The organism is Pseudoalteromonas sp. T1lg10, assembly GCF_002964545.1.
In the GTDB taxonomy this organism is placed as follows: domain Bacteria; phylum Pseudomonadota; class Gammaproteobacteria; order Enterobacterales; family Alteromonadaceae; genus Pseudoalteromonas.
Map to the genome: position 1 here is coordinate 398,190 of NZ_PQBV01000004.1, position 25,874 is coordinate 424,063.

Here is a 25,874-nt window from a genome sequence, read left to right on the forward strand (position 1 = left end):
TTACCTATCCTTTCACTTGTTGTTGTGCGAAGGCAGATGCCCCGCGAAAGTTAAAATAATCTTGTTGTTTTAAGGCTCCTATCGGAGCGGTTTTAAAATGGATTTAATGTGTAGCCTTGCTGCTGCAGTTGCGCATGGGCGGTCATGGCGGAAAGCGCCATTTGTACACCGGGGACCAACTGCTCTGCACTGATTTTATAATGGGTTGCAGACTGACCGCACACAAAGACCTGGGTGTTGTTATCCAGTAATTGTCTGATCAGGGCCTGATTTTTGTTATCCACCCCGAATCGCTCTTTATAGAATTTATTGCTCAGCACATCGACCGAGGCGCCACCATGAACAACCAGGGCTAATTCAATGTTTTCTGGTTTAACCCCGTGCGCCACATGCATATTAATAAAGCGCGCCAGAGAATTGATATGGTTATTTTGCTCGCCGGCCTTGGCCGCAGGGGCCACATCGAAGGCGATTTTAAAGCGGGTATCCGCAGCTATGGTGGCATGCTCTGGTACCTGATAAAAGTAACCAAAGTCTTGAATAACAGGGTTTGCTTGTTCACCGTAAGCCCAAGGGCTCAATAAAAAAATAGCTAAAAGCAAACCTGTTAATTTCATTGTCCAAATCCTAGTTATTGTTATTAAACGAACATTTCCAGCAGCTCATTGAGATACCTATGGCCGCGCTCGGTCACCCGAATATGGGTGCTGTCACGACTGAGCAAGCCTTGCTGCTGCGCCGCTTGTAACTGAGCTTCAATCTGGCTTAGGTCTAACCCCGTGTATTGTTGGAACTCTGCAAGGGGGCAGGGCTCAGCCAAACGCAAACGGTTCATCATAAACTCAAAGGGTCGCTCGTCGTCGGTAACGGACCACTGCTTATATAAATAGGGCTTGGTAAGATCCATATAACCGCGCGGGTGCTTCACCTTCTCGGTGCGCACTATGTCGCCATCGGGTGTGGTTATTTTGCCATGGGCGCCACAACCTATGCCTATATAATCGCCAAACCGCCAATAATTCAAGTTGTGTTGGCATTGATGGCCAGGTTTTGCGTAACCAGATATTTCATACTGCTGATAACCAGCCTCGCGCAACAGGTCCTGGCCCAACTCCTGTATCTGCCACAGGGTGTCGTCTTCGGGCAGAGTCGGCGGCTTGGAATAAAACTGGGTATTGGGCTCTATGGTCAACTGATACCAGGATATATGCGGCGGATTTAAGGCGATCACCTGACGTAAGTCGCCAAGGGCATCGTCTATGCTCTGCCCAGGCAGGCCATGCATTAAATCAAGGTTGAAGCTGCGCAGCCCCACCTGATGGGCCTGTTCGGCCGCACGCTTGGCTTCATCGGCACTGTGGATGCGCCCCAGGGCCTTGAGCTTATCCTGCTGCATGGACTGCACGCCGATGGAAATACGATTCACACCGGCCTTAACATAGTCGGCAAAGCGTCCGAACTCCACGGTGCCCGGGTTGGCTTCCAGGGTGATTTCTGCATTGTCGGCCAGCGGCGTAAGTTTACGCACGCCATCGAGCAGGGTTTGCAGCGCCTCACCCGATAACAGGCTCGGAGTACCGCCACCGATAAAAATACTGTGAATAGGGCGTCCGGCCGCAAGGGGGGCATCGGTGCGCAAGTCGTCAAGCAGGTGCTGCACATATTCCTGTTCGGGGATCTGCTGTCCTTTTTGACCGTGACTATTAAAGTCGCAGTAAGGGCATTTTTGTACGCACCAGGGAATATGTATGTATAGACTTAATGGAGGCAGGGTCACGCGTTAACCCTGCAATTGAGCAAGTAGCAGCTGTAATGCCTGGCCGCGATGGCTAATGGCGTTTTTCTCGGCCTTGGTCAGCTCGGCACTGGTTTTATTCAGGCCTTTGACCTTAAACACGGGATCATAACCAAAGCCTTCAAAACCACTGCGCTGTTCGGTGATCTCGCCTTCCCAGGTAGCCTGACAGATCAGCGGCAATGGGTCGTCTTTGTGGCGCATTAACACCAGCACGCAGCAAAAGCGCGCACTGCGCTTTGTTAGCCCCTGCATATCCAGCAACAGTTTATCGATATTATCACCGTCGCTGGCACCTGGGCCACCATAGCGGGCACTGTAGACGCCGGGGGCGCCATCGAGGGCATCGACAATTAGGCCCGAGTCGTCGGCAATGGCCGGCAAGCCCGTTTGCGCACTGGCGTGACGGGCTTTGATAATGGCGTTTTCCACGAAGGTGGTGCCTGTCTCGGCTACATCACTAACGTCAAAGTCGCTTTGTGGCTTTATGGTGATATGTAAGTCGCTTAATAGCGCGCTGAGCTCGGCAACCTTACCCTTGTTGCCGGTGGCAAGCACCCAAGTTGTCATCTGTTCTCTCTTAATCTTTGTATAGCTTTTGATGAAAGCGCAGCACTTCCACTGTCGTACCCTGAGTCAGGGTAATTTCAAAGCGGTAGGTTTCTTCATCTTCAAAACGCATCTGGGCGATATAGTAAACGCTGTCGCCTTCTTTGATTTCCTGGAATTCAAGTTCCTCGCTTTGTCCCAGCAGGTTTTTCGCCACACCGGAAATGGCCACGGTTTGCGGCTTGTCGTTCTTGAGCACGGAAATATTAATCAGGGCTCGGTCGCCGGCGCGCTCTAAGTTATAGCTGCGGGCTACCTGAGGCGTAATAGTGGTTGAGGGAAAGGCAATATAGTGAACTTGCCAATGGCCAAGGTTTTTAAACTGACCGCCTTGAACTTCGTTTTGCGCCGCATAGCTTGGTGCCATGCACAGAAGGCTTAAAATTAGGCTGTATAGCAGGGCTTTCATAGCTGCCACTCCTGTGTTGTGAGTACTGTAAGGTCTACTCAGTAAGTGTATCAGAAATCGGGCGAACTAGTGCCGCCCGAGACATGATTAACGGGTTAAATCCATTAATAAGAACTGCAAAAATTGTAAGCCGATGATCAGCACCAGGATCGACAGGTCTAAGCCGCCGATGGGAGGGATCACCTTTCTTATCGGCCGTAGCATGGGCTCGGTCAACTGATGGAAGATGGCTTCGATAGGATTATAGCCCTGGCTCACCCAGCTTAGGATGGCGCGAATGATCAACACCCAGAACAGCAGCTGCAAGGCCTCGCGGATAAGGGTGAACACACCGCCCATCAGCACCAAGCTGGTATTCCAGCCTTCGCCAAACATCAGCAAGAGGGTGGCTACCTTGGCAAAGGCGACGATAAAGGCCAGTACCAGGGAAGCAATGTCTAAACCGGCAAAGCCGGGGATCACCTTGCGCAGCGGATTCACGGCAAAGCTGGTGGCTTTCACCACAAACTGGCTGAGCGGGTTGTAAAAGTCCGCGCGTGCCGCCTGCAGCCAAAAGCGCAGAAGCACCACCATAAGGAATAAATCAAACAGGATGCCAACTAAAAAATGCACTGAGTTCATGCGTTCAGCCTTAATAAAAAATTAAATTTCTTGTTCCATCTCCTGGGCGCGGGCAATGCATGCATCCATGGCGCCGGAGACGTTTTCAATTAAGCCATGCGCCTTAAGGTGCTCCACCGCAGCGTGGGTGGTGCCGCCTTTGGACGTTACATTGGCGCGTAACTGGGCGATGCTGATATCCGTTTGCGACAGAGCCATCTCCGCCGCACCCAGAGCGGTTTGCTGTACCAGGGCGCGTGCTTGCTCGGCATTAAAGCCCAGCTCAATCGCTTTTTGTTCAATGGCTTCCATAAACAAGAAGAAATAGGCCGGTGACGAGCCGGTGACGGCTATGATGTCATTGATTTGCTCTTCTTTATCGACCCAGACCACCAGGCCTGTGCTTTTAAACACGGCTTCAATAAACTGGTTCTCATCGTCGCTGGTGCCTTCGGCATACAGACCGCTGACGCCACGACCAAGCAGCGAAGGCGTGTTTGGCATGCAGCGCACCATTTTTACCGGGTGGCTCAGCATTTCCTGCAGACGTTTCACCGTGATACCGGCGGCAACGGAAATAAAGACCTTGTCGCTGAAGTCGACCCCAGCGGCAATAAAGCTTTGTGCCAACTCGGCCATCATCTGGGGTTTAACCGACAAAACTATGATGTCGGCCTGTTGCAGGGCTTCAATATTATCGGCGGTGGTGCGTACACCAAAGTCCGCGGCCACCTTCGCGAGTTTTTCCTGATTACGATTGGTGGCAATGATCTGCTCTTTGGCAAAGCCATTTTTCACCATGCCGCCAATGATGGCGTAACTCATGTTTCCAGTACCGATAAACGCGATGGTTTGCTGTGACATATAGACCTCAAATCTTGTGTTATTCGATGTTCGGCGCCTAAGTGCTATTGCTCACGTTCGCCAAAAATGGCGGTGCCAATGCGCACCATGGTGGAGCCGGCGGCGATTGCCGCATCCATGTCGCCACTCATGCCCATAGACAGGGTGTCGAGCTGTGGATATTGGTCCTTTAGTCTATCAAAGCAAGCACTTAATTGCTTAAAAGATTGTAATTGTGCGTCAAAGTCTGGTGTCTGTGCCGGAATGGCCATCAAACCGCGCAAATTTAACTGTTTGCAGTTCTCGATTAAGGCAGCCAGAGCCGGTACTTCATCAAGCAAGCAACCGGATTTATTGGGGTCTTCGTCTATGTTAACTTGAATTAACACCTGCAGAGGTTTCATGTTACTAGGACGTTGCTCGTTAAGACGCTTTGCTATCTTTTCTCGGTCGATACTTTGCACCCAGCTAAAGTGTTCGGCGATGGCCTTACTTTTGTTGCTCTGAATCGGGCCGATAAAGTGCCATACTATATTCTTATATTCACTAAGCTGGCGAACCTTCTCAACCCCTTCTTGCACATAAGATTCTGCAAATTCTCTGTGACCATGCTCAAAAGCCGCTAGAATATCTTCTAAGGGTTTTTTCTTAGAAACGGCGATTAAAGTGATGTCATTATAATCACGGCCGCTTTTTTTTGCCGCATGAGCTATTCTGTCATAGGCGGCATCGAGTCGTTCTGCTATTGTAACCATAAAGTTATCAGTTGGTTGTGGAGTCCTATTTATGGATATTACCGAATTACTGGCCTTTAGTGTGCAACACAAGGCCTCGGATTTACACCTTTCTGCTGGTGTGTCACCTATGATCCGTGTCGATGGTGACGTGCGCCGCATTAATATTCCCGTGCTGGAAGCAAAAGAAGTTAGTGGGCTCGTCTATGACATTATGAACGATAAACAGCGCAAAGAATACGAAGAAAAGCTGGAAGTGGATTTTTCGTTTGAAGTGCCGAATCTTGCGCGTTTTCGTGTTAATGCCTTTAATACCAACCGTGGTCCTGCGGCTGTGTTTCGTACCATCCCGAACGAAGTTCTCACCCTGGAAGACTTAGGTGCACCGGAGATTTTCAAAACTATCTCGGACAACCCGCGTGGTTTGGTACTGGTGACAGGGCCGACAGGTTCGGGTAAATCAACTACCCTGGCGGCGATGATCGATTACATCAACAGCAACCGTCACGATCATATTCTGACCATTGAAGACCCGATCGAATTTGTACACCAAAATAAGCAATGCTTGATCAACCAACGGGAAGTACACCGCGATACCCATAGCTTTAACGCCGCACTGCGTAGTGCATTGCGTGAAGACCCCGACGTAATTCTGGTGGGTGAGTTACGGGACTTGGAAACCATTCGTCTGGCAATGACTGCGGCGGAAACCGGTCACCTGGTATTCGGCACCCTGCACACCACCTCGGCGCCAAAAACCATAGACCGTATTATCGACGTATTCCCCGGTGAAGAGAAAGACATGGTGCGTTCTATGCTTTCGGAATCATTGCGTGCGGTTATCTCGCAAACCCTGCTGAAAAAAGTTTCCGGTGGCCGTATTGCCGCCCATGAGATCATGATAGGCATTCCGGCGATTCGTAACCTTATTCGTGAAGATAAGATTGCGCAGATGTATTCATCCATACAAACCGGTGCCGCCCACGGCATGCAAACCATGGATCAGTGTTTACACGAATTATTGAACCGTGGCCTGATCAGTACTCAAGCAGCTAAAGCTAAAGCCCATGATAAAACCCAGTTCGGTTTATCGGGCCGTATGTAGGATAGAAATCAACAATGTTACAGTCATTATCACATCATCTGCATAAGATGGTCGCCCTGGAGGCGTCGGACGTATTTGTTTCTAGTGGTTTACCAGTGAGCGCCAAGGTCAATGGTGAGCTTACGCCGCTAGACGAGCATGTATTGAACGATGAAGAGGCCCTGACTCTGGTTGAGTCGGCCATGACCGACAAGCAGATCAATGAATTCCATAGCACCAAAGAATGTAACTTCGCCATCGCCACCGAAGAAGGCCGCTTCCGGGTATCGGCATTTTGGCAGCGCGATCAGGCGGGTATGGTTATTCGTCGCATTAACACGGTTATTCCTAATGCGGAAGACCTCGGCCTACCATCGGTATTAACCGATGTGATCATGAAGAAACGGGGTCTGGTGTTGTTTGTTGGTGGTACGGGTACAGGTAAGTCGACGTCAATGGCGGCACTGTTAGGTTATCGTAACCGCAATCAAAAGGGTCACATTCTGACCATAGAGGACCCGATTGAATTCGTCCATGAACATAATAAGAGTATCATTACTCAGCGTGAGGTGGGTCTGGATACGGAAAGCTTTGAAGCGGCGCTGAAAAGCTCCCTGCGTCAGGCCCCGGATGTGATCCTTATCGGTGAGATTCGCTCGCAAGAGACCATGGAATATGCCCTTGCCTTTGCCGAAACAGGTCACTTGTGTGTGGCAACCCTGCACGCCAACAATGCTAACCAAGCCATCGACCGTATTATGCACCTGGTGCCAAAAGAAAAGCACGAGAAGCTGAAATACGACCTGGCCTTGAACTTACGCGCCATTATCGCCCAGCAGTTGATCCCCACCACAGATGGCAATGGCCGTGTGGCGGCAATCGAGGTGTTGCTGAATTCACCCATGGTGGCCGAGCTTATCAAAAAAGGTGAAATCGGCTCGATTAAAGAGGTGATGGCCAAGTCGACGCAAATCGGTATGCAGACCTTCGACCAGGCGTTATTCAACCACTATCAGGAAAAACGCATCAATTATGCCGATGCGCTACACCATGCGGACTCGCCAAACGATCTGCGTTTGATGATCAAGTTGCGTAGTAATGACCAACAGGGCGCCGGCTTCTTGCAAGGTGTGACCGTTGACGGCTTAAGCAGCGACGACGATAAGTTTTAAATCAGGCATAAAAACCTGCATAAATAATTAAGGGCGACCGCATGGTCGCCCTTATTGTATCCGTTGTAGGTCGGCCTGCAGGCCGACAAAATGTGTCGTAAATCTATTGTCGGGCTACAAGCCCGACCTACAAGGCTTTATTCGCCGTAGGCGGCGGAAAAATAACTTTCGAGGATCAACACCGCCGAGGCGTTGTCGATATTATCCTTGCGTAGGTTGCGATAGCCGCCAGAGGCAAATAAATGCTCCTTGGCCGCTGCCGTGGTCAGGCGCTCGTCCTGGGTGTCGACCTGTAAACCAGTTTGGTTATGCAGGCGATTGGCAAACTTGCGGGCGCGGTGGGTCAGGTCTTGCTCTGTGCCATCCATATTCAATGGCAGACCCACCACCAGTAAATCCGGTTGCCATTCGTTGACCAGGGCGCGAATATCATCCCAGTTGGGAATGCCGTCACGGGCCTTGATAGCGCGCAGGGCATTGGCGGTACCGGTAAGCTCCTGGCCAATGGCCACGCCTATGCTTTTGGTGCCAAAGTCAAAACCCATCACGCTGCGTTGTCCCTGTGGCGCTTTACTGCTGTTACTCATGCGTGTCCGGCCTCAAGGCTTAGTTTGTCTGCATCTATGCCCACCAAAGCCAGGGCCTTGTGCCAGCGCTCATTAATGGGAGTATTAAAGATGATCTGCGGGTCAGCCTCTATGATCAACCAGGTATTCTCCAGCAGCTCTTTTTCCAGCTGACCTTCATCCCAACCGGCATAGCCCAGGGTGATTATAAAGTCCTGTGGTGCATCGCTGGTGGTCAGGCTGGCAAGCACATCCTTGGAGGTGGTGATCATGATTTCTGAGCTTAACTCCTGCGACGAAGCATAGCCGGGTTTTGGGGTGTGCAGTACAAAACCACGGTCAGTTTTTACCGGCCCGCCAGCAAAAACTTGATGACCTGCTGCCTGGCTGCTTTTGTCGTTATCTATCTCGACCTTGTCGAGCAACTCGCCCACGGTCACATCTATGGGCTGGTTGATCACCAAACCCATGGCACCATCATCATTGTGCTCGCAAATGTAGGCCACCGCGTGCTTGAAGAAGGGATCTTGCATCGACGGCATGGCTATCAAAAAGTGGTTCGTTAATGATTGCATAGGCGTACCTTAATTAAGCTGGCGTGAGCTTACGCTCCAACGCATCAAAAAACTGCCCTGTAATAGATATACCGGTTTCGCCCTCGATTTCTTTCACACAAGTCGGAGCGGTGACATTCACTTCGGTAAGTTTATCGCCGATAATGTCCAAACCAACAAACAGCAACCCCTTGGCTTTTAGAGTTGGTGCCAGGGCTTCGGCAATGCGACGCTCATCATCGCTAAGCGGGCGTACCTCACCACGACCACCGGCGGCCAGGTTGCCTCGCGTTTCGCCTTTTTGCGGAATACGGGCCAAACAATAAGGGATCACCTCACCATCAACTACCAATACGCGCTTATCGCCGTCTTTGATCGCTGGGATATAATTTTGTGCCATGGCATAGCGACTGCCGTGCTCGGTCAAGGTCTCGATGATCACCCCGATATTGGCATCATCATGTTTGACGCGGAAAATAGAAGCGCCGCCCATGCCATCCAAAGGCTTTAGAATGATATCTCCATGCTCGCCAAGGAAGTGGCGAATTTGCTTGGCCGAGCGGGTTACCAGGGTATCCGGGGTAAACTCGCTAAACCAGGCGGTGTAGAGCTTTTCGTTGGCATCACGCAGGCTTTGTGGCTTATTCACCACCAAGGCGCCTTCTAGCTCGGCACGCTCTAAAATATAGGTGGCATAAACGTACTCGGTATCAAACGGCGGATCCTTGCGCATCAAGATGATATCCAGCTCGCCTAGGGCAATATCGGCCTGGGGCTGCAATTCGTACCACTTTTCAGGATTATCGAACACTGCAGCTTTGGCGGCATGAGCATAGGCACGGCCCTGGCGTAAAAACAGGTCGTCCATTTCAATATAATACAGCTCATAACCTCGCTTATGCGCTTCCATCATCATCGCAAAGCCGGTGTCTTTTTTAATGTTAAATCCAGAAATAGGGTCGCTGATAATGCCCAGTTTTATTGCCATTGCTATGCTCGCTTAAAAAAATTCTAATTATGTAATGGGGTTGGCGGCGGACAAAATCAATTGCCGAGGTCGCCAAATTCCAACTGCAACGCGCTGAGTACGGTTAATGCCGCCGTTTCCGTACGCAGTACCCGAGGGCCAAGTCGGATATCGATAAAACCATTATTGTGGCTTGAGGCGATTTCTTCATCGCTGAAACCACCTTCCGGACCAACTAAAAAGCGCACGCCTGCGCTGGGTGCGGCCAAGGTTTTAATGCTGTGCTCGGCGCGGGGGTGTAAGGTAAGTTTAGTGGCTTTGGTGCTTTGTTGCAGCCATTGCTCTAAAGCCATGGGCTCATGTATGGTGGTAATGCGGTTGCGACCACATTGCTCCGCCGCGGCGATGGCTATTTTCTGCCATTGCTGATGCTTTTTAGCCAGTCTGTCCGCTGCCAATTTTACCCCGCAGCGCTCGCTAAATAAGGGGGTAATTTCGCTGACTCCCAGCTCTACGGATTTCTGAATGGTGAAATCCATCTTATCGCCACGGGAGATCACCTGACCAAGGTGAATCGCCAAGGGTGATTCGCACTCGAAGTCATTGAATTCAAGCACCTTGACACGAAGCTGTTTTTTACTGGCGATCAGAATTTCACATAAATACTCGCCTCCCTCACCGTTAAACAGGCTGATCTGGTCGCCGCTTTGCATGCGCAGCACGCGGCCAATATGTCCGGCGGCGTCATCACCTAGGTCGAGCTCTATGCCTTGTTCTAGGGATGCCGGTTCATAAATATGCGGAACTCTCATATGAATGCTCTAAAGGGGGGTTTTGCGACAGTCTAAACTAGTCGCCTAAATGCGCAAGTGAATCTGGGTCCTGATTGCAGCTTAAGTGGTTGTGGCGAAAGGGAGTGTCTAGAGGTTTAAGGTGGTAATGTTGGTCATGTTGTTCGATCAGATAGCGCTTGGGATGCAGGGAATCAATTATCCATTTAAAGGTGTCGTTGGCGCTCTTATAGACCTCGGCAAAAATAAGCACACCGGCAATCTTATGATGTCGCGACAGGTAACTGGATAACTCGGCAACGCTGATTTCATTGGTAAAATCACAGTAGCAATAATCCTTGGCCTGTTGGTCAAACATAAGCTTAACCATGTGGCGGGTATTGGCGCCGGCGACAATCACTTGTGAACTGTCAACTCGAGTGCAAAAAGCATTACTAAGCAGGGGATCACCGTCGAGTAGGAGAAAATTGCTTAAGTTCATGGGAGCCCTTATGCCCTATGCAAAAAATTGAATCAGTAAATAGCCCATGGCGCAATGCACCGAAAACTCAACCGCGGCTATGCCGACATTATCCTGATGATCAACTTCTACACCGGTATTGACGCGATAGAGCACGATTAAAAGTACTACCCGTGACATCGCCATAACCAGTATCCACATCAGACCACAGTGTACTGCCAATGTAAAAACGTTTTCTACCATCTTGCCGCTGTGGTAAGTCGCACTGGCAAGCCCGGCATAGATGGCCAGAGCCATACCCAGTGACTTGCCCGCATAGCGGATGCCGATAGAGGTGTTTTCCAGGTTAAAGTTATTCTGCAGTGATGCGCCCTGGTTAAATTTAGCAAAGCGCGCCTCGCGTATTTTGCTGTCTAAGGCAAACATGCACTGCAACATTAAAAAGCTGACTGACACCACTAGCAAAGAGTATAGGCTATTGGTTTGCGACCAGTTAACTAATCCAATAACTACTATGCTGTTGCCTAGCAACATGCCGGAGTCGACCATGGCGGCACAGACGTTTTGCTTTAAAATCGCCTTTTCTTCGTTAAAACGATTCAATATCCATTTGCGATGTATGGCCTGACCTACCTTGATAAACAGCATCATCAACAGCAATAAAAAAGGCACTTTCCAGGGTGATTGCTTCATTACGGCGAGGGAGAAGTCGTCGAGTAGATAACCTATGACCAGCACCAGAGAAAGCAAATAACTGGCGTAACTGATGCCGAGGGCGAAGTTATCGCGCTGGGCAAGCTCTTCACTGAGGGTTTGTCGCGCCTTGACCTGGGTGTAGATACGCAGCAGAAACAGCACTAAGGCAATGGCCACAAAGCAAATTGCAAAAGTGTAGAGGGACTCGTTTGACAAGGTAAAATACGTCATACTGACAACATTAGAGTAACTTTGACTTCATTCCTAGTACGCTTGGCCGTAACTTAAAAGAGAGCTATTTCATGCCAGCAGCCATAACTATTCCCTCACTATTACAACAACTTGGTGAAAGTCGCTATCAAGAGATATATAACCAGCAGGAAACCGAGACGCCTCAGCAGGCGCCCCTGCGGTCGCCCTTGGTGCAATTACTGGCGCTCAGCGACTTTGCCTTTAAGGTGCTCAGCGCCCATCCGCACTGGGGTCAGTGGCTGCTCGCTCCCGAACAACAAGCGTCCTATCCGGCCCCCGAGGTTTTTAGCGAGCCCTTGGAAGAGTTTGATGATGCCCAAGCGCAGCGCCGCTTGCGTTTGTACCGACAGCAATATTGGTTGCATGTAGCCTACCTCGATTTGGTGTGTAAGAACGATATTGCCGACTCCATGCGTTATGTATCCGAGTTGAGTGATAAGTTAATCGATGCCGCTAATAGCTGGGCCTATGCGCAGGTGGCCAGGCTCAATGGTGAGCCGCTGGATGAGCAGGGCGAGCGCCTGCCTATGATGATTTTAGGTATGGGCAAGCTAGGGGGCTTTGAGCTTAATTATTCTTCAGATATCGATTTGATCTTCACCTATCCGCGCTCGGTACCGACTCAGGGCGGACGTCGCAGCGTAGAAGCTCAGGTGTTTTATACCAAGGTGGCGCAAAAGGTGATTGCGGCGCTGGATCAGCACACCGCCGATGGCCGCGTGTTTCGTGTCGATATGCGCCTGCGCCCCTTTGGTGACAGTGGCCCCTTGGTGATGAGCTTTGTTGCCATGGAAGATTATTATCAGGAGCAGGGCCGTGAGTGGGAGCGCTACGCCATGCTTAAGGGCCGTCTGATCGGCAGCGCAAACGCCTACCATCAGGAATTTTATACCTTGCTGCGACCCTTTGTTTATCGTCGTTATATCGATTTTTCTGTGATTGAGTCGCTGCGTAAGATGAAATCGCTTATTGCTCAGGAGGTAAGGCGTAAGGGTTTGGTCGACAATATTAAGCTCGGCGCCGGTGGTATTCGCGAGGTGGAGTTCGTAGTGCAGGCGCTGCAGCTGATTCGCGGTGGCCGCGAGCGACAATTGCAAACTCCGGGGCTGCATCAGGCGCTTAAGGCGCTCACCGCATTGACGGTATTCAACGATGACCAATATCAGCAGCTTTGGCACGACTACGCCTTATTGCGCCGGGTGGAGCAATATTTACAAGCCTTTGCCGATCAACAAACCCAGCAGTTGCCGGATAACGATCAGGATTGGCTGCGCTTAAGCTATTTGCTAGAGCAGCCCGATGAGCAGGGGGCTCGGGCACTGATTGACGCCGCCATGGTTCGCATTCGCACTGAATTTGAGCAGGTCATAGGGTTTGAGCAGGAACCCAGTGCCACAGTGGACAGCGGGTATGTATTGGCCTGGGAGCACGGCGATATTGAGGCGCTCAGCGATGTTATTCTAGACTCGGATCAAAGGGCGAGCTGGCAGGCGCCTTTGCAGCATTTTCGTGAGCGGGTCAGCAAGCAGCCTATCGGCAAGCGCGGCCGGGATACCTTAGACAAGCTGATGCCTCAGGTTTTGGCGCAGCTACAAAAAATCAGCGCCAGCGGCGAGGTATTCGCCTTGGTCGCTAATGTGCTCGATAAGATCATGTCGCGTACCACCTATTTAGAACTTTTATTGGAAAACCCAGGTGCCCTGCAGCAATTGGTGCGTTTATGTGCCCACAGTCGTTGGATAGGGGAGCAAATTGCTCATCATCCTATTTTGCTCGATGAACTGATCGACCCGGCAGAGCTCTACAAGCCTTTGCCCTTGGATGCCTATGCCAATGAGATCCGCCAATATTTCCTGCGGATTGATGAGCAGGACCTTGAGCTGCAAATGGAAGCCCTGCGCCAGTTTAAACAAACCCAGCAGCTGCGCATTGCCGCCGCCGATGCCACAGGGGTATTGCCGTTAATGAAGGTGAGCGATCACCTGACCGCCTTAGCGCAGGCCATAGTTGAGCAGGCGGTGAACCTGGCCTGGCAGCAAATGGTGGCGCGTTTTGGTCGTCCCGAGGGCACGGACGATGAGCACAAGGATTTTGCGGTCATCGCCTATGGCAAGGCTGGCGGCTTAGAGCTGGGTTATGACTCGGATCTCGATCTGGTGTTTGTCCATAATCATGATGGCGACTCCAATACCGATGGCGATAAGCAGATCTCCTCCCGCCAGTTTTATTTAAAGCTGGCGCAGCGACTAATGCATTTGTTCAATACCCGCACCAGCTCCGGTATCTTGTATGAGCTGGATACCCGTTTACGCCCCGAGGGCTCATCTGGCCTGCTGGCCATTAATATTGAAAGCTTTTTGCATTATCAGCAGACTCAGGCCTGGACCTGGGAGCATCAGGCTCTGGTGCGCGCGCGGGTGATTTATGGCAGTCAGGATTTGGCGACGCGCTTTGATGAAATACGCCACAGCATACTGACGCAGAGCCGAGAGCGGGTGCAATTACAACAAGATGTACAGCAGATGCGTGAGAAAATGCGCCAGCATCTGAGTCGGGATAACGAGCTCTTGTTCGACCTCAAGCAAGGTCATGGCGGCATGACGGACATAGAGTTTATTACCCAGTATCTGGTGCTGGCTTATGCCGCCGAGCATCCGCAGCTGGTGACCTACTCGGATAATATCCGCATTTTAGAAATCGCCGCGGCCTATGATTGCATTAGCGAAGGTGAGGCGCAGCAGCTGATCCATGCCTATTGCCATTACCGCGGTCTTTATCATGTATTGAGTTTGCGTAACCAGGATAAGCTGGTGGCCAAGGCGGACGTGCAACAGGAAATAACCAGCGTCTGTGATGTGTGGGCGGCCTTGTTTTCATCGTCCTTAGTTGACTAGTCTGGCTTAGCGGGCAATTGTTTTAAAGCACTTGCCCGTCTATAGCCGCCAAAGTCGTTGTCGATGACTCTGCCTACCCGATGCAAGTTGGCTTAAGGGTGTCATCGACGCGAAGCTTATGTTTAATCGTTAGCGGTAATATGAGGGCGCGTTCTCATCAGGTCGCGTCTTAAAGCGTCTATGCAGCCACATATACTGCTCAGGCGCTTTATTAATAGCCTCTTCCATACGTTGATTGACCGCTGTGACATCGGCCACCTCATCGCCGCTTGGAAAATTCTCAAGCGCAGGTTGTACAGCTAAATGATATTTACCTTGGTCGTCACGGCGAGTGCTGATGCTGAGCGTTTGACAATAGCGGCTGGAGGCGAAAATCAGCGTCCCCGTGGTGCTGGCTGCATCGGGTACGGCAAAAAATGGTGCAAAGACGCTGCGCTTGCGGCCATAATCCTGGTCCGGCAGGTAGTAACAGAACTTTCTATCCTTGAGCGCCTTGAGCAGGCTTTTCACGTCACGTTTGCCCACCAGATATTCGTTGGAACGCAAACGGCCCTTGGTGGTGAAGTAATCCATCAGGGCGTTGTTATGAGGACGATAAAAGCCAATGCCTCGACGTTTTACACCCATGATGCGTGAAGCCATTTCTAGGTGCAGCATGTGCGGCACCAATAATAATACCCCTTTACCTTGCTGCTGGGCGGTATCAACATGTTCTAACCCAGTGACAGAGCCGAACACGCGCTTGATCCGCCAATCTGGCCACCACCAGGCCATGGCGCTTTCAAATATGGCCATACCGGTGTTTTCCATGTTTTTAAGCACCAGCTTGGCTCGTTGCTCGGTGTTTAGCTCCGGGTAGCACAGAGCGATGTTTACTTCGGCGATTTTGCGGCGTTTTTTCATCAAGCGATAAACCAGGCGGCCGAGTGCGCGTCCTAATGCCAGTTGCCAGGATTGGGGTAACCAACTGAGGGTATAAAGTAAGAAAACGGATAGCCAGCTAGGCCAGTATTTTGGGGCAAAAAAAGCCAGTTGGAAGGATGTTTTATTAACCACAAGCGTTGATATTTATCATGACGAATGGCGCTCAGTATACGTTAAATTGATAAAACAAAGCCAGCGCTGAGGCTGGCTTTGTTTATTGGCTTAGTTTTGTGCTTTTAAGCCCTGATTGATGGCTTCTAAGTCTTGCGCCGTCAAGGTACCTGCCGCTTGTTTCAGCGCCAGGGTTGATACCACATAGCGATAACGCACGTTGGCCAGGTTACGCTTGGCGTTGTAAAGGTTCTGGGTGCTTACCAGTACGTCGACTATGGTACGCGTACCTACTTCGAAACCGGCTTCGGTTGCTTGCAACGCACTTTCCGCCGAGATCACCGCTTGCTCAAGGGCCTTGTAGGTGGCGATATCCGATACTACCTGATTATATGAGGTAATAGTCGAGCGGGTTACGGCACGTAGTGTCGCTTCTAGGTCTTCGCTGGCGGCCACGTACAGAGAACGCGCTTGCTTGGTTGATGCAACTGTGGCACCACCCGAGTAAAGCGGTAAGTTAAAGCTTAGGCCAACGGTGGTTTGATCTTCACGGGGCACATGATCACGGTTAAAGGTGGTGCCCATGGTGTTGATCTCAGTATCGGTTAATGAATCGCCGTAAGACGCGTTCAAAAACAGTGTTGGATAGTGACCGGCTTGCGCCAGATCGATCTGCTGCTTGGCGATATCAACTGTGGCCTTAGACACTTGTAACTCTAAGTTGTTTTGCTTGGCCAGCTCAACGAAATCGATGTTTTGCTTGGTTGGCTTTACGGTCGAGAAGGTCTCTGTGTCTAGCGTATCCAACTTGGCATGGTATTTACCTGTGATTTCACGCAGTTGCTCACGGGCTGTTTCCACATCATTGGTGGCGACGATTTCACGGGCTACCGAGTTATCAAACTGTGCCTGTGCTTCGTGGACATCGGTAATAGCCGTAAGACCCACGGCAAAACGTTGCTTGGTTTGCTCTAACTGACGCTCAATGGCGCGTTTTTCCGCTTGCACAAACTCAAGGGTATCGATGGCGCTAAGCACATTAAAGTAGCCTTGCGATACACGCACGATCAGGGCTTGTTGTGCCAGGTCGTAAACGGTTTGCTGTTGCAGCGCTTGCTTGTCGGCGATATCCAATGAACGCCATGCATTCAAATTGAAAATGGCTTGGTTAAGGCTGATCTGACGAGAAAAAGTATCGCGCTCGGTATCAAGAGACATTAACTGGCCCGAATCTGTGTCGATATCGTAACCGTCACTGTCGGTCTTGCTGTAGCCCATAGAGAAGTCGACTTGCGGCAACAAGGCGCTTAAGGCACGGTCTGTGTTATGCTGTTGCGCTTCGGCATTGGCCTTGGCTTTAAGAACCACGGGATCATTTTCAAGAGCAATTTGATAAACCTGGAGCAGGTCTTCAGCATGACTGTAAGAGCTAAAGCTAAGCGCTAGCAATGTCGTTAACAGTGTCTTTTTCATTATCAGTACAGTCCTTAGGAATATATTGCGAATTATCTGCATGTTATCGTGTTTGGGCACGATATTGAAAAGCAAAAGCGTAAATAATATATGCTTAAGTGTAACAGAATTTATATTTTGAGGAAGGGTAAACGGTATCGTTTATTCTTGTTTTTGTGACTTAACGTAATCGGTCTGTTTTATATGAATAAAATCAGTAGTTTTAAAAACCAGGACGTGCAGATTGAAAGCACCGAAAGAGTCTTCGATGGCTTCTTTAAAGTGGATAAGTACCGATTTAACCATGCCCTCTTTGCCGGCGGTCGCAGCGATACCATAGAGCGGGAAATATTTGAACGGGGTCATGCGGTGGCGGTCTTACCCTATGATCCCCGCAGTCGTCAGGTGCTATTGGTTGAGCAGATCCGTATCGCCGCCATGAACAGTAAAGACAGCCCCTGGTTACTCGAATGTATTGCCGGCATGGCCGATGGCAGCGAAGATTATCAAGCCGTGGTGCGCAAAGAAGCACAGGAAGAAGCCGGACTGGAGCTTGGCGAACTGGAATTTATGCTCTCGTATTTATCCAGCCCAGGAGGCACCAGCGAGCGCCTGTATTTATATTTGGCGCAAACAGATCTTAGTGAAGCCGGCGGAATTTTCGGTTTGGATCATGAGGGCGAAGATATCAAGGTGCATGTGTTGGACCTGGATGACGCCCTGGCCCGCTTAAGCAGTGGTGAAATAGATAACGCCGCGACCGTGATCAGCCTGCAATGGCTGGCACTGAATGAGCAACGTATATTAGAGCAGTGGAATAAACCGTGACGGTACAAAGAAAAGCCGGGTATATACAATCATTACCCAAGTATCTCACTCTATGTGAGCGCAATTATGCCAATGTGCTGCGTATACTCCCCGAGCAGCAAAGCCGGGGTGCGTCGCGCTTGTTGGATATTCGTCATGAGCGCTACCAAGTGGACATAGAGCAGACGGCTAAGTACACCACGGATATTTGTATTACTCAGGTGCGTGGCGCTATCGCCGGTATGTTTACGCCGCCGATGAATGTGCGCATCTATCACGATGCCCGGGTGGCCGAAGTGGTGCACCCGGATTACCACAGCCGCATTAAGCCGACCTATGGCTACCCCAATGCAAACATGCATCAAAAAGATGAAAAGTATCAGGTCAATGCGTTTTTACACGACTGGCTGACATTTTGTATTTCGCACGGCGAAGCGGTATTGGATTGGGATTGTGGCAGTGATCTGGTTTAAAGAACATCTTATCAGCGCGGCCAAGCCGCTGCATTTCGGTCACTTTACCGACAGCCATGTGTTTGCCGATAAAAACGGTGAATACTTTAATGTCAATTGCGCCGAGCATCTGACGAAAACCCTGGCGGCCATGGCCGAAGAGGAATTTGATTTTGTGGTCTTTGGTGGCGACCTTACTCAGGACCACACGCCTGAGTCGTATCAATTGTTTGCCGAACTGGTGGCACAGAGCCCACTGACCTGCCCGGTATTCTGGGTGCCCGGCAATCACGATGAATTAACCCATTTGCACACCATAAGCCAAGGGCAAATCCAGGCCTGTAAGCGTATAAATCACCCTTACGCCCAACTGCTTTTGATCAATACCAAGGGCACCACGCCAGCGGGGTGGGTGAGCAAGTCGCACCTGCAAGAGATTAAAGAAACGCTGGCCGAGAGCGACGCCCCGCATATTTTAATCGGTCACCATCATCCCTTGCCGGTGCGCGGTTATATCGACAAACATATCCTGGAAAATGGCGCTCAACTGTTGGAGTTACTCAGCGAGTATCCTCAGGTTCAGGCCCTGTTGCACGGCCATGCCCATAACGAGTATGAGCGCGTTTATGAAGGGGTGACCATATACGGCACACCGGCCACGTCGATTCAATTTACCAAGCACACCCAGGACTGGCAGCAACAAAGCATGGGCCCGGCCTATCGCCGTCTGCGGGTGGCGCAGGATGGATTACTTAAGACTCAGGTAGTATGGCTAGCAAATTAATCTATATCCATGGCTTCAATAGCTCGGAGCTGTCGCAAAAGGCGATGCAATTAGGCGAATATCTGGCGACCTGGTCCGGACAATATCTGGTGCCACGTTTAAGTCACGACCCAAGAACTGCCATCGCTCAGCTTGAAGAGCATCTTGATCAAGACACCGCCTTAATTGGCAGCTCCTTGGGCGGCTTTTATGCCACCTACTTATCGCAAACTCATGGCTTGCCTGCGGTGGTGGTCAATCCTGCGGTGCACCCGGCGCGTCGGTTTAGTGAGTATTTAGGGCCGCAATACAATCCTTATCAGGATTATCACTACCAGTTGGATAAAACACACTTACACGCGCTGGACGAACTTTATTTAGAGCAATTAACTTCCCCCGAGCTATTGTTTTTGTTACAACAACAAGGTGATGAAGTGTTACCCTATAGGCAGGCCGTAGACTACTACCAAGCCTGCCAACAGGTTGTTGAACCCGGCGGCGAGCACCGCTTTGTAGGATTTGAGCGCTATTTTGGCGCCATTACGCGATTCTTAAATATCACCCTAACCACATAGGCTGTTAACGAATAAAAATATGAGCCAGCAGAACTATAACGCCGAAGCAATTGAAGTATTAAATGGTCTGGATCCGGTAAAACGCCGTCCGGGCATGTATACAGATACCACCCGTCCTAATCACCTGGGCCAAGAAGTGATCGACAACAGTGTCGATGAAGCCCTGGCCGGCCATGCCAGTAAGGTGGATGTGATCCTCCATGAAGATAATTCCCTTGAGGTTATCGATGATGGCCGGGGTATGCCGGTTGATATTCACCCGGAAGAAGGGATCCCCGGGGTTGAGCTGATCCTCACCAAGTTGCACGCCGGTGGTAAATTCTCCAATAAAAACTACCAGTTCTCCGGTGGTTTGCACGGTGTGGGTATTTCCGTGGTGAACGCCTTATCGACCCGAGTTGAAGTCACGGTGCGCCGCGATGGCCAGGTGTATGATATTGCCTTTGCCAATGGTGATAAGGTACAAGACCTGCAAGTGACGGGCACAGTGGGTAAGCGCAATACCGGCACTTCAGTGCGCTTTTGGCCCGACGCCTCTTATTTCGACTCGGCCAACTTCTCACTGACCAAATTAAACCATGTGCTTAAGGCCAAGGCGGTACTGTGCCCGGGTCTGCGCATTCGCTTTATTAATAAGCAAACCAAGGAAACTCAAGAGTGGTTCTACGAGGCCGGCCTTCAGGACTATATCAAGGACGCCACAAAGGGCTATGAAACCCTGCCACAACAGCCCTTTACCGGCGAATTCAGCGGTAATACAGAAGGGGTAGACTGGGCCTTGCTCTGGCTGCCGGAAGGCGGTGAGTCTATTACCGAAAGTTATGTAAACCTGATCCCCACCGCTCAGGGCGGTACTCATGTTAATGGTTTGCGCCAGGGTCTGCTTGAGGCCATGCGCGAGTTTTGTGAGTTTCGTAACCTTTTACCACGAGGCGTACGCCTAACTCCGGAAGATATCTGGGATAAGTGTTCCTACGTGTTGTCGGTTAAGATGCAGGACCCACAATTTGCTGGGCAAACCAAAGAAAAACTATCGTCGCGCCAATGTGCGGCCTTTGTTTCCGGCGTGGTAAAAGACTCCTTTAGCCTGTGGTTGAACGAACATACAGACGTGGCCGAGCTCTTGGCCGAGCTATGCATCAGTAATGCCCAGCGCCGTATGCGCGCGGCGAAAAAAGTGGTGCGTAAAAAGGTCACCCAGGGACCGGCATTACCGGGTAAGCTCACCGACTGTAGCAGCAGCGAGATAGAGCGCACCGAGATCTTCCTAGTGGAAGGTGACTCGGCGGGCGGCTCCGCTAAACAGGCTCGTGATAGAGACTTTCAGGCGATCATGCCGCTGCGCGGTAAGATACTGAACACCTGGGAAGTGGAGTCGGGACAGATACTGGCATCCCAAGAGGTGCATGATATTTCCGTAGCTCTGGGTATAGATCCAGACAGTGAAGACTTAAGCTCGCTGCGCTATGGCAAGGTGTGTATTTTGGCCGATGCGGACTCCGACGGACTGCATATCGCCACCTTGCTGTGTGCGCTGTTTGTAAAGCATTTCCCATCTCTGGTGCGCCAGGGCCATGTGTATGTGGCCATGCCACCGCTGTATCGAATTGATGTGGGTAAAGAGGTCTTCTATGCCCTTGATGAAGATGAAAAAACCGGGATCCTGGATCGTATCGAAGCAGAGAAAAAGCGCGGCAAGGTGAACGTGCAGCGCTTTAAAGGTTTGGGTGAAATGAACCCGTTGCAACTTCGTGAAACAACCATGGATCCCAATACCCGTCGCTTGGTGCAGTTAACCTTGGACGAGCCGGAGCAGACCGAAGAAGTAATGGACATGCTGTTGGCGAAAAAGCGCTCAGGCGATCGCCGCCAGTGGTTGGAAAACCATGGCGACAAGGCCGAAGTAGAACTGTAAAAAGTCGAACAGTAAGAAGTTTAACTGTAGATAACAGCAATCTGGGCGCCGTGCTGCGGCGCCAATAAACAGAGAGAGGTTTCCATGGGTAAGAAAATTTTAAGCACGCTAATGGGTTTGGCCTTTGTGAGCAGTGCCCAGGCCACGGACATTACCGAGCGCCTATCGCTCCCCGAAGGCTTTAGTATCAAGCCATATGCCTTAAACGTAGATAATGCCCGTCAGCTGGCGTTATCAGATAGCGGCATCGTCTATGCGGGCTCGCGCAAAGCCGGCAAGGTACACGCGTTAATCGATGCGGATAAAGATGGTCGGGCGGAGCGCCAGGTATTGATAGCCAAGGGCTTGAATTTACCTTCAGGCATTGCCTTTAAGGACGGCGATTTATATGTCGCCGAAGTGGAGCGCATCGTGCGCTTTAAAGACATAGACACCAAGCTGGATAAGGCCGAAATGGAAGTGGTATTCGACCAGCTTCCCAATAAACGCCATCATGGCTGGAAATTTATTCGCTTTTCCCCCCAGGGTGATTTAATCATTCCGGTTGGTGTGCCTTGTAATGTCTGCGCCGAAGACCCGGAATTTGGTTTGCTTTATTCGCTGGACTTAAAGAGCAAAGAAGTGACCACCATCGCCAAGGGCGTACGTAATTCGGTGGGTTTTGATTACCACCCGACAACCGGTAACCTCTGGTTTAGTGACAATGGCCGCGACATGATGGGCGATGATATCCCGCCCTGTGAGATCAATGTGCTCACCGAGCCCGGACAACATTTTGGCTTCCCGTATTTTCACGGTGGCACCATTGCCGATCCTGAATTCGGCAAGGGCAAAAACATGAGCGATTATGTGCAGCCGGCCCTTAATTTGGGTGCCCATGTGGCGCCGTTGGGCATTCATTTCTACACCGGTGAGCAGTTCCCGGCCAAATTTAAAAACCAGTTATTTGTGGCCGAGCACGGCTCGTGGAATCGCAGTAAAAAAGCGGGTTACCGAGTGATGGTCGCCACTATTGAGGGTGATAAGGTGACCGGATATACGCCATTTATCACCGGCTTTATGGAAAATGAGCAAACCTATGGTCGCCCGGTGGCCATGGTGCAAATGCCCGATGGCAGCCTGCTGGTCTCCGACGATTACGCCAATGCCATCTACCGTGTGCAATATAATAAAAAGTAAGTTTGGATAACGAGCAATGACACAAACAACGACCTTGTCACAACAAGGCATAGAGCAGCTTACTATGGGGCGTTTTACCGAAGACGCTTACCTTAACTATTCCATGTACGTGATCATGGACCGTGCCTTGCCGCATATTGGCGATGGCCTGAAGCCGGTACAGCGCCGTATCGTTTATGCGATGAGCGAACTGGGCTTGTCTGCGGCGGCAAAATATAAGAAATCTGCCCGTACCGTGGGTGACGTTTTAGGTAAGTATCACCCTCATGGTGATAGCGCCTGTTATGAAGCCATGGTATTGATGGCACAGCCGTTTTCTTACCGCTACCCACTGGTAGATGGTCAGGGTAACTGGGGTGCAGCGGACGATCCCAAGTCCTTCGCCGCCATGCGTTATACCGAAGCGCGTTTGTCTAAATTCTCCGAGGTGCTGCTTAAAGAGCTAGGCCAGGGCACGGTAGACTGGACGCCGAACTTTGACGGCACCATGAAAGAGCCCCAGGTGTTACCGGCTCGTTTACCGCACATTCTATTGAACGGGGTGACAGGTATCGCCGTTGGTATGGCCACGGATATTCCCCCTCATAATGTGCGTGAGTTGGCTGAGGCCTGTTGTCTATTGCTTGATAAACCAAAAGCCGAATTAGCCGAGCTGTTACAGCTGGTGAAGGCGCCGGATTATCCCACCGAAGCGGAAATTATTACCCCGCAAGCGGACATCGAGAAGATGTACACCACAGGTCGTGGTTCGCTAAAAATGCGTGCCAAGTACCATGTGGAGCAAGGCGAGGTAGTGATCACCGCGCTGCCGCATCAGTGTTCGGGTGCCAAGGTGTTGGAGCAAATCGCCAATCAGATGACGGCGAAAAAGCTGCCCATGGTGGCGGATTTACGCGACGAGTCGGATCATGAAAACCCGACCCGCATAGTCGTGGTGCCGCGTTCGAATCGCATCAAGGTCGAGCCGCTGATGGCGCATCTGTTCGCGACCACGGATCTTGAGAAAAACTATCGCGTTAACCTCAATATGATAGGCCTGGATGGTCGTCCTCAGGTTAAAGACTTGCGCAGCATCTTGGCTGAGTGGCTAGAGTTCCGCCGTGATACCGTGCGTCGCCGTCTTCAGTATCGCCTCGATAAGGTCTTGGCGCGTCTGCATATACTTGAAGGTTTGATGATTGCCTTCCTCAATATTGATGAAGTGATCGCCATTATCCGTAACGAGGATGAGCCTAAGCCGGTATTAATGGAGCGTTTTGCGTTAACGGAAACGCAAGCCGAAGCCATTTTAGACTTAAAACTTCGTCATTTGGCCAAGCTAGAAGAAATGAAAATCCGTGGTGAGCAGGATGAGCTGGCCAAAGAGCGTGACAAATTAGAGCTGACCTTGGGCTCGGAGCGCCGCATGTCGACGCTGATGAAAAAAGAAATTCAGGAAGCGGCAGAGCTGTACGGTGACGAACGTCGCTCGCCCGTGGTTGAGCGTGAAGAAGCCAAGGCGCTGAGCGAGAAGGATCTTATTCCTTCCGAGTCGGTAACCGTGGTGCTTTCTGAAAAAGGCTGGGCCCGTGTGGCCAAGGGCCATGATGTAGATGCCGAAGGCTTGAGTTATCGCTCCGGCGATAAATTTAAGGCCAGCGCCAAGGGCAGGAGTAACCAGCCCGCGGTGTTCCTTGACTCCAGCGGTCGCGCCTTTGCCACTGACGCCCACAGTCTGCCGTCCGCGCGCAGTCAGGGTGAGCCCATGACCGGGCGCTTTAATATTGCCGCAGGGGCAACTCTTGAGCATGCTGTCATGGCCGATAACGAGCAGATGCTGCTGATGGCCAGCGATGCCGGTTATGGTTTTGTCGCCGAATTTAACGATCTGGTCAGTAAAAACAAAAACGGTAAGGCCCTGGTAAGCATTCCTAAAGGTGGTTTACTGCTGCAGCCTATAGCCGTCGGCAATATTGCCAGCGACTATTGTATGGCGATATCCAGCGAGGGTCGCATGCTGTTGTTCCCACTAAGGGATCTTCCTAAGCTGGCCAAGGGTAAGGGCAATAAGATTATTTCCATCCCAAGCGCCAAGGTACAGGCCCGTGAGGAATTTGTGAAATTGCTGGCCGTGGTGCCCGAGGGGGCTAGCGTGACCCTGCTCGCCGGTAAGCGCAAGCTGACGCTAAAACCAAGCGATTTAGAGCACTATCATGGTGAGCGAGGCCGCCGAGGTAATAAACTGCCCCGAGGTTTACAAAGAGTAGATGGCTGTGAAATAGAGCTCACAGGCAATACAACAGAGCCGGAAGTGGTGGAAGCCACGGAAGAATAAAAAAGAGGGCAGTAGCCCTCTTTTTTATTGGCGATATTTATTATCCTGAATTCTTTAAGGTGTTTCATGATATGAACCGGTAAATGGTTTGTTTTGTCCTCATTAATATAATTAACATGGCTTGAGTTCTTTATTATTGAGGCATATATTGGAACGAGTTTTTGTTATCTAGTAGTAGAAAGGATTTCATTTATCGTTATGGAAAATAAGAGAATTGCCGTTTTAATAGACTCTGAAAATACTCAACATTGCAAACTTAACTTGGTGATCAATGAGCTATCAAGCTATGGGCAAATTGTCGTGAAAAGAGCCTTTGGAGACTTTTCTAGCGACCAGCTTAAAAACTGGAAGAAACCTCTAAATGAATTGGCGATTCAGCCCAGACAGCAGTTTTCATATACAACAGGTAAGAATTCTACGGATGCGTTAATGATTATCGATGCGATGGACTTGTTGTATAGCGATCGCTTTGACGCTTTTGCTTTAGTCTCCAGTGATAGTGATTTTACAAGTTTAGCAACGCGTTTGAGAGAGGCTGAAATCCAAGTTATTGGAGTGGGGAAGTCAACCACACCAATCTCATTTAAAAATGCTTGTGATGATTTTGTCAGCATAGAAAACTTAGAGCCTGATACCGTTCTTAAGTCTCAGAAAAAACCTATAAATAACGAAGTTGATAAAGAGCTTTGGCAATTAATGCACCACGCTTGGCAAAATTATCGGGACGAGTCAGGTTGGGCAAAACTTGGCGAAGTTGGTAGTTATATAAAACGGCTAAAACCAGACTTTGACCCCAGAAACTACTCTTTAGGAAAACTTTCTGATTTTTTTGATTATTTTCCAAATCGTTATGAAACAAGAAGTAGAAAGTCTGCAGGTCTAGAGTTCAAGCTAATAACCAAAGCTAGTTTAAGCAGATAATCTTGCTAGCCACTTAGGTAAGAAGAGGGCCTCAC

At 50.5% G+C, this 25,874-nt stretch carries 26 protein-coding genes; 11 read left to right on the forward strand and 15 right to left on the reverse strand.

What is annotated here, in order from left to right; translation table 11 throughout:
- Positions 1-92: 92 nt before the first annotated feature.
- The 7 genes from C2M17_RS04195 to C2M17_RS04225 all read right to left on the reverse strand — a co-directional run bounded on the left by C2M17_RS04195 (position 93) and on the right by C2M17_RS04225 (position 5,011).
- Positions 93-617: a DsrE family protein gene (locus C2M17_RS04195; RefSeq protein WP_105199604.1), complete on the reverse strand. Its 525-nt coding sequence runs from the start codon at positions 615-617 to the stop codon at positions 93-95.
- A gap of 23 nt (positions 618-640) precedes the next feature.
- Complete coding sequence (gene hemW / locus C2M17_RS04200) at positions 641-1,777, reverse strand: radical SAM family heme chaperone HemW (RefSeq protein ID WP_105199605.1); 1,137 nt, start codon at positions 1,775-1,777, stop codon at positions 641-643.
- A 3-nt stretch (positions 1,778-1,780) separates the two neighbouring features.
- Positions 1,781-2,365 (reverse strand): RdgB/HAM1 family non-canonical purine NTP pyrophosphatase, encoded by a 585-nt coding sequence (gene rdgB, locus C2M17_RS04205; protein ID WP_105199606.1) that lies wholly within the window; start codon positions 2,363-2,365, stop codon positions 1,781-1,783.
- Between the two features lie 10 nt (positions 2,366-2,375).
- The gene (locus C2M17_RS04210) at positions 2,376-2,813 is read right to left on the reverse strand and encodes a DUF4426 domain-containing protein (protein WP_105199607.1); all 438 of its coding nucleotides are present in this window, start codon (positions 2,811-2,813) and stop codon (positions 2,376-2,378) included.
- A gap of 87 nt (positions 2,814-2,900) precedes the next feature.
- Positions 2,901-3,434, reverse strand: coding sequence for a YggT family protein (locus C2M17_RS04215; RefSeq protein WP_105199608.1), 534 nt, complete (start codon positions 3,432-3,434; stop codon positions 2,901-2,903).
- Between the two features lie 21 nt (positions 3,435-3,455).
- Positions 3,456-4,277, reverse strand: coding sequence for a pyrroline-5-carboxylate reductase (gene proC, locus C2M17_RS04220; RefSeq protein ID WP_105199609.1), 822 nt, complete (start codon positions 4,275-4,277; stop codon positions 3,456-3,458).
- A 44-nt stretch (positions 4,278-4,321) separates the two neighbouring features.
- The gene (locus tag C2M17_RS04225; protein ID WP_105199610.1) at positions 4,322-5,011 is read right to left on the reverse strand and encodes a YggS family pyridoxal phosphate-dependent enzyme; all 690 of its coding nucleotides are present in this window, start codon (positions 5,009-5,011) and stop codon (positions 4,322-4,324) included.
- A 31-nt stretch (positions 5,012-5,042) separates the two neighbouring features.
- Here C2M17_RS04225 and C2M17_RS04230 point away from each other — a divergent pair, with 31 nt between their 5' ends.
- Both C2M17_RS04230 and C2M17_RS04235 read left to right on the forward strand, forming a co-directional pair.
- The gene (locus C2M17_RS04230) at positions 5,043-6,095 is read left to right on the forward strand and encodes a type IV pilus twitching motility protein PilT (RefSeq protein WP_105199611.1); all 1,053 of its coding nucleotides are present in this window, start codon (positions 5,043-5,045) and stop codon (positions 6,093-6,095) included.
- Positions 6,096-6,109: 14 nt separating this feature from the next.
- Positions 6,110-7,246: a PilT/PilU family type 4a pilus ATPase gene (locus C2M17_RS04235; RefSeq protein ID WP_105199612.1), complete on the forward strand. Its 1,137-nt coding sequence runs from the start codon at positions 6,110-6,112 to the stop codon at positions 7,244-7,246.
- A 137-nt stretch (positions 7,247-7,383) separates the two neighbouring features.
- Here the strand turns inward: C2M17_RS04235 and ruvX are convergent, their stop codons facing one another.
- From ruvX to C2M17_RS04265, 6 genes are read right to left on the reverse strand one after another with little or no spacing between them, the layout of a single operon-like run.
- Entirely contained in the window at positions 7,384-7,833 is a 450-nt protein-coding gene (gene ruvX / locus C2M17_RS04240; RefSeq protein WP_105199613.1) for a Holliday junction resolvase RuvX, read from the reverse strand.
- Entirely contained in the window at positions 7,830-8,387 is a 558-nt protein-coding gene (locus tag C2M17_RS04245; protein WP_105199614.1) for a YqgE/AlgH family protein, read from the reverse strand. Before C2M17_RS04245 ends, ruvX begins: the two co-directional genes overlap by 4 nt.
- A 13-nt stretch (positions 8,388-8,400) precedes the next feature.
- On the reverse strand, positions 8,401-9,354 hold the full coding sequence (gshB, locus tag C2M17_RS04250; RefSeq protein ID WP_105199615.1) for a glutathione synthase: 954 nt from the start codon (positions 9,352-9,354) through the stop codon (positions 8,401-8,403).
- Between the two features lie 56 nt (positions 9,355-9,410).
- A complete protein-coding gene (gene rsmE, locus C2M17_RS04255) occupies positions 9,411-10,145 on the reverse strand; it encodes a 16S rRNA (uracil(1498)-N(3))-methyltransferase (RefSeq protein ID WP_105199616.1) in 735 nt (244 codons plus the stop codon).
- Between the two features lie 37 nt (positions 10,146-10,182).
- Positions 10,183-10,605 carry a hypothetical protein gene (locus C2M17_RS04260; RefSeq protein WP_105199617.1) on the reverse strand — a complete coding sequence of 141 codons (423 nt, stop codon included), beginning with the start codon at positions 10,603-10,605 and terminating at the stop codon, positions 10,183-10,185.
- A gap of 15 nt (positions 10,606-10,620) precedes the next feature.
- Positions 10,621-11,511 carry a DUF350 domain-containing protein gene (locus tag C2M17_RS04265; RefSeq protein ID WP_105199618.1) on the reverse strand — a complete coding sequence of 297 codons (891 nt, stop codon included), beginning with the start codon at positions 11,509-11,511 and terminating at the stop codon, positions 10,621-10,623.
- A 71-nt stretch (positions 11,512-11,582) separates the two neighbouring features.
- On the opposite strand from C2M17_RS04265, the gene glnE reads away from it, so the two are divergent.
- Positions 11,583-14,426: a bifunctional [glutamate--ammonia ligase]-adenylyl-L-tyrosine phosphorylase/[glutamate--ammonia-ligase] adenylyltransferase gene (gene glnE, locus C2M17_RS04270; RefSeq protein WP_105199619.1), complete on the forward strand. Its 2,844-nt coding sequence runs from the start codon at positions 11,583-11,585 to the stop codon at positions 14,424-14,426.
- Positions 14,427-14,555: 129 nt separating this feature from the next.
- On the opposite strand, the gene lpxL is transcribed toward glnE, so the two are convergent.
- Positions 14,556-15,482, reverse strand: a complete 927-nt coding sequence (lpxL, locus tag C2M17_RS04275; protein WP_105199620.1) for an LpxL/LpxP family Kdo(2)-lipid IV(A) lauroyl/palmitoleoyl acyltransferase — start codon at positions 15,480-15,482, stop codon at positions 14,556-14,558.
- A gap of 90 nt (positions 15,483-15,572) precedes the next feature.
- Complete coding sequence (gene tolC, locus C2M17_RS04280; RefSeq protein ID WP_105199621.1) at positions 15,573-16,934, reverse strand: outer membrane channel protein TolC; 1,362 nt, start codon at positions 16,932-16,934, stop codon at positions 15,573-15,575.
- A 183-nt stretch (positions 16,935-17,117) separates the two neighbouring features.
- Between tolC and nudF the strand changes: the two genes are divergently transcribed.
- The 8 genes from nudF to C2M17_RS04320 all read left to right on the forward strand — a co-directional run bounded on the left by nudF (position 17,118) and on the right by C2M17_RS04320 (position 25,839).
- A complete protein-coding gene (gene nudF / locus C2M17_RS04285; RefSeq protein WP_105199622.1) occupies positions 17,118-17,741 on the forward strand; it encodes an ADP-ribose diphosphatase in 624 nt (207 codons plus the stop codon).
- Complete coding sequence (locus C2M17_RS04290; protein WP_105199623.1) at positions 17,738-18,193, forward strand: DUF1249 domain-containing protein; 456 nt, start codon at positions 17,738-17,740, stop codon at positions 18,191-18,193. Before nudF ends, C2M17_RS04290 begins: the two co-directional genes overlap by 4 nt.
- Positions 18,180-18,956: a metallophosphoesterase gene (locus tag C2M17_RS04295; protein ID WP_105199624.1), complete on the forward strand. Its 777-nt coding sequence runs from the start codon at positions 18,180-18,182 to the stop codon at positions 18,954-18,956. The genes C2M17_RS04290 and C2M17_RS04295 overlap by 14 nt, the downstream gene beginning before the upstream one ends.
- A complete protein-coding gene (locus tag C2M17_RS04300) occupies positions 18,941-19,510 on the forward strand; it encodes a YqiA/YcfP family alpha/beta fold hydrolase (protein ID WP_105199625.1) in 570 nt (189 codons plus the stop codon). Before C2M17_RS04295 ends, C2M17_RS04300 begins: the two co-directional genes overlap by 16 nt.
- Before the next feature lie 19 nt (positions 19,511-19,529).
- Positions 19,530-21,425, forward strand: a complete 1,896-nt coding sequence (gene parE, locus C2M17_RS04305) for a DNA topoisomerase IV subunit B (RefSeq protein ID WP_105199626.1) — start codon at positions 19,530-19,532, stop codon at positions 21,423-21,425.
- Positions 21,426-21,509: 84 nt separating this feature from the next.
- Complete coding sequence (locus tag C2M17_RS04310) at positions 21,510-22,604, forward strand: PQQ-dependent sugar dehydrogenase (RefSeq protein WP_105199627.1); 1,095 nt, start codon at positions 21,510-21,512, stop codon at positions 22,602-22,604.
- A 16-nt stretch (positions 22,605-22,620) separates the two neighbouring features.
- Complete coding sequence (gene parC / locus C2M17_RS04315; RefSeq protein ID WP_105199628.1) at positions 22,621-24,918, forward strand: DNA topoisomerase IV subunit A; 2,298 nt, start codon at positions 22,621-22,623, stop codon at positions 24,916-24,918.
- 198 nt (positions 24,919-25,116) lie between these two features.
- Positions 25,117-25,839 carry an NYN domain-containing protein gene (locus tag C2M17_RS04320; protein ID WP_105199629.1) on the forward strand — a complete coding sequence of 241 codons (723 nt, stop codon included), beginning with the start codon at positions 25,117-25,119 and terminating at the stop codon, positions 25,837-25,839.
- Positions 25,840-25,874 lie beyond the last annotated feature (35 nt).

Bases quoted from the DNA above. Each gene is read 5' to 3' on its own strand.
- C2M17_RS04195 (WP_105199604.1), bottom strand. From the start codon at position 617: ATGAAATTAACAGGTTTGCTTTTAGCTATTTTTTTATTGAGCCCTTGG.
- rdgB (WP_105199606.1), bottom strand. From the start codon at position 2,365: ATGACAACTTGGGTGCTTGCCACCGGCAACAAGGGTAAGGTTGCCGAG.
- C2M17_RS04210 (WP_105199607.1), bottom strand. From the start codon at position 2,813: ATGAAAGCCCTGCTATACAGCCTAATTTTAAGCCTTCTGTGCATGGCA.
- C2M17_RS04215 (WP_105199608.1), bottom strand. From the start codon at position 3,434: ATGAACTCAGTGCATTTTTTAGTTGGCATCCTGTTTGATTTATTCCTT.
- proC (WP_105199609.1), bottom strand. From the start codon at position 4,277: ATGTCACAGCAAACCATCGCGTTTATCGGTACTGGAAACATGAGTTAC.
- C2M17_RS04225 (WP_105199610.1), bottom strand. From the start codon at position 5,011: ATGGTTACAATAGCAGAACGACTCGATGCCGCCTATGACAGAATAGCT.
- C2M17_RS04230 (WP_105199611.1), top strand. From the start codon at position 5,043: ATGGATATTACCGAATTACTGGCCTTTAGTGTGCAACACAAGGCCTCG.
- C2M17_RS04235 (WP_105199612.1), top strand. From the start codon at position 6,110: ATGTTACAGTCATTATCACATCATCTGCATAAGATGGTCGCCCTGGAG.
- ruvX (WP_105199613.1), bottom strand. From the start codon at position 7,833: ATGAGTAACAGCAGTAAAGCGCCACAGGGACAACGCAGCGTGATGGGT.
- C2M17_RS04245 (WP_105199614.1), bottom strand. From the start codon at position 8,387: ATGCAATCATTAACGAACCACTTTTTGATAGCCATGCCGTCGATGCAA.
- gshB (WP_105199615.1), bottom strand. From the start codon at position 9,354: ATGGCAATAAAACTGGGCATTATCAGCGACCCTATTTCTGGATTTAAC.
- rsmE (WP_105199616.1), bottom strand. From the start codon at position 10,145: ATGAGAGTTCCGCATATTTATGAACCGGCATCCCTAGAACAAGGCATA.
- C2M17_RS04260 (WP_105199617.1), bottom strand. From the start codon at position 10,605: ATGAACTTAAGCAATTTTCTCCTACTCGACGGTGATCCCCTGCTTAGT.
- C2M17_RS04265 (WP_105199618.1), bottom strand. From the start codon at position 11,511: ATGACGTATTTTACCTTGTCAAACGAGTCCCTCTACACTTTTGCAATT.
- glnE (WP_105199619.1), top strand. From the start codon at position 11,583: ATGCCAGCAGCCATAACTATTCCCTCACTATTACAACAACTTGGTGAA.
- tolC (WP_105199621.1), bottom strand. From the start codon at position 16,934: ATGAAAAAGACACTGTTAACGACATTGCTAGCGCTTAGCTTTAGCTCT.
- nudF (WP_105199622.1), top strand. From the start codon at position 17,118: ATGAATAAAATCAGTAGTTTTAAAAACCAGGACGTGCAGATTGAAAGC.
- C2M17_RS04300 (WP_105199625.1), top strand. From the start codon at position 18,941: ATGGCTAGCAAATTAATCTATATCCATGGCTTCAATAGCTCGGAGCTG.
- parE (WP_105199626.1), top strand. From the start codon at position 19,530: ATGAGCCAGCAGAACTATAACGCCGAAGCAATTGAAGTATTAAATGGT.
- C2M17_RS04310 (WP_105199627.1), top strand. From the start codon at position 21,510: ATGGGTAAGAAAATTTTAAGCACGCTAATGGGTTTGGCCTTTGTGAGC.
- parC (WP_105199628.1), top strand. From the start codon at position 22,621: ATGACACAAACAACGACCTTGTCACAACAAGGCATAGAGCAGCTTACT.
- C2M17_RS04320 (WP_105199629.1), top strand. From the start codon at position 25,117: ATGGAAAATAAGAGAATTGCCGTTTTAATAGACTCTGAAAATACTCAA.